The following is a 2,380-nucleotide window of genomic DNA, read 5'->3' as shown; positions in this document are numbered from 1 at the left end:
TCATGGCGACCTCGAAACAATGAAGCGATGGAAAAACGACGCGGAGATAACGGCCCGCAAGCAGCGAGGCAGGCCGCGCGGCAGCCTCGGGGCCGCCGCGCGTCGCGGAGCAATGCTTAGTTGACCTTCAGTGCGCCGCCGCGGCCCAGGCCGCCGCGCACGTCCTGCGCCTTGTAGCTGCGCAGTGCCACGACCATCTTGTTCCAGGCGTCGATGAACGCCACGACCGTCGCCTTGCCTTCCGGCGTCGACGAGAAGCCGCCGAGCGCACCACCCGCGCCGCCGCCGAAGCCGGCCAGCGCCGCGCCCCAGTTGGTGGCCGTCGAGCTGCCTTCGGCTGCCGCGATCTGCACGGCCGAGCGCACGTCGAACAGCGTCAGCGTCACGACCGACGCCTTGCTCTTCAGCGTGCCGGCCAATGCGCCGATCCCGCCGCCGAAGATGCTGCCCACCGCGCCGCCCAGGCCGCCGATGGCCGAATCGTTGATGACGATGTTCGGTTCCATGTAGTAGTCGGCCGCGACGCGCTGGCCCTTCTGCTGCTTGGAACCGGCACGGTATTCGCCGGAATTGCGCTGCAATGCGGTGATACGCTGCAGGCGGGCATCGGTCTTCTGGTTGCCGACCGAGGTGATCACGAAGCAGTTCGACTGCTGCACGGCCAGGCGCAGCAGCGGATCGATGGTGGTGATCTTGGTGGCGCTGCCGAACGGACCGAACCAATCCGCGTTGCGGCCGTCGTCGACTGCGATCGTACCGAGCGGAGACGCACAGTGCTCGAGCGTCGTATCGGCGCCCGCGCTGGTCGCGCCGCCGGCCGCGCCGGTCACGCCGACGTTCTGGCCGCCGGGCGTCACCATGCCGCCGCACGCGGCGAGGGAAACGGCGAGCGCGGCGGCTGCCGTGATCCTGAGGGTGGAAGTGATGTTCATGTCGTTGTCGAATGATGTGAAACGATGTCCGGCTTACGCTTCGGTGCGAACCTCGATAAGCCCCCCGGCATGGTTCGCGAAAGGCAGGGTCTCCCCGTCGCGGCCCCCCATGCTTAGGAATCCGTCAATACCAGTACCAGGTCGTCTGTTGCCAGACGCCGTAGTAGGTGTAGCCGGAATTCCAATAGCCGTAATAGACGTCGCGCCATTGCGAACGCCATTTGAAATCGTCCTCGTCGGCCTTCTTGGCCTCGCGCGCCTGCTTCAGCAGTTTTTCGGATTCCTTGTCGCCACGGCCCGCGGCAATCGACAGCCACTTGTCCGCCTCGCGCGGATCGGAGCCCATCTCTTCGAGGCCGAACAGGTAGAACACGCCGAGCGCCTTCTGCGCGCGCAGGTCGCCGTGCTCGGCGGCTTCGCGCATCCAGTTGAGCGCTTGATAGCTGTCCTGACGAACGCCGTCGCCACGGAAGTAGCGCAGGCCGAGATCGTAGGCGGCCTTCGGCTGGGTTTTCGCGCTCTGCTTGAGGGCGGCGATGCGTGGGTCTTCCCGATCCTGGGCATCGTCCTTCAGTTCGGTGGTGACGACGTTCTTCGGGCGATCGGCGCAACCTTGATCGTCGCAGATGCGAACCATGTTGCTCGGCTGCGGCTGCACGCAGGCGGCAAGCGCCAGCAGCAACGACGGCACCATTAACAGGCGGAAATTCATGACGGCCCCAGCTCGAATCGAGTCGCTTCGACTGCCGGTTCGGACGCCCGCTACGTGCGGTGAATTGCCCGGCGCCGGGAAGGCGCGCAAGCCAAACGTTTCAAAAGTCGGCAGGCGCGCGGCCCGCGGTTTCTCTCTGCCGGAACTGTCTGGCGGTCGAACTGTCTCTCATGAGCGCAAGCGCTCGCCTGCGCCGGCCTGGCACCCGCGGCAACGAGCCATCGATCGACGATCCCTGCGGGACCCCACGCGGTTCGTCATCCTGAAGATGACGATATCAATTTGAGAATTCAGCGCGAGCCGTGTGTTTCCGGCTTTTCGTGAAGCTGAATCCTAAATTCTCCAGTCGAAAACGCGAGTGCCTTTCCGTCCACGATTCGTTTCCATGCGTCTCAATCGTATGGAATCCGGAACTTTGCATCCGGACGCACGGACGGCGATTTCGGGCATCATGGCGGCGCCCGCGTTGCTCGGCGGGCGCCGGTTGGCGCAGGCCGCCGGTTCGTACGAAACCCGACGGCACGGCCGGCATGGCCGCCCGCACGCACGCATCACGCCACCTCCATCACGCCACCTCCCGCAGAGAGTCAGCATGCTCCGTTCCCCTATCGCATTCGGCGCGAACCGGACGTGGCGCCGGCCGCGCCACGCATCGGCCACGTCCCTCATGGTTGCGTGCGCAGGCATCCTGTTCGCAATCGCGCCGCCCGTTTCCGCCCAATCGGTTCGAACCCAT

Annotated in this window: 2 protein-coding genes; both read right to left on the bottom strand. The window is 65.5% G+C overall.

Annotation, left to right across the window (positions count from 1 at the left end):
* Window positions 1-116: 116 nt before the first annotated feature.
* Complete coding sequence (locus ACYP33_RS20470) at window positions 117-932, bottom strand: hypothetical protein (protein WP_414440106.1); 816 nt, start codon at window positions 930-932, stop codon at window positions 117-119.
* Window positions 933-1,056: 124 nt separating this feature from the next.
* Window positions 1,057-1,644, bottom strand: coding sequence for a tetratricopeptide repeat protein (locus tag ACYP33_RS20465; protein WP_414440107.1), 588 nt, complete (start codon window positions 1,642-1,644; stop codon window positions 1,057-1,059).
* Window positions 1,645-2,380 lie beyond the last annotated feature (736 nt).

It is taken from the genome of Burkholderia sp. 3C, from assembly GCF_054589155.1.
Note: the sequence above shows the minus strand (reverse complement) of the source record. Positions and strands in the feature narration are given on the sequence as shown.

What these genes read in the sequence shown, in the direction of transcription:
- ACYP33_RS20465 (WP_414440107.1), bottom strand. Translation starts at nt 1,644, where the DNA reads ATGAATTTCCGCCTGTTAATGGTGCCGTCGTTGCTGCTGGCGCTTGCC.
- ACYP33_RS20470 (WP_414440106.1), bottom strand. Translation starts at nt 932, where the DNA reads ATGAACATCACTTCCACCCTCAGGATCACGGCAGCCGCCGCGCTCGCC.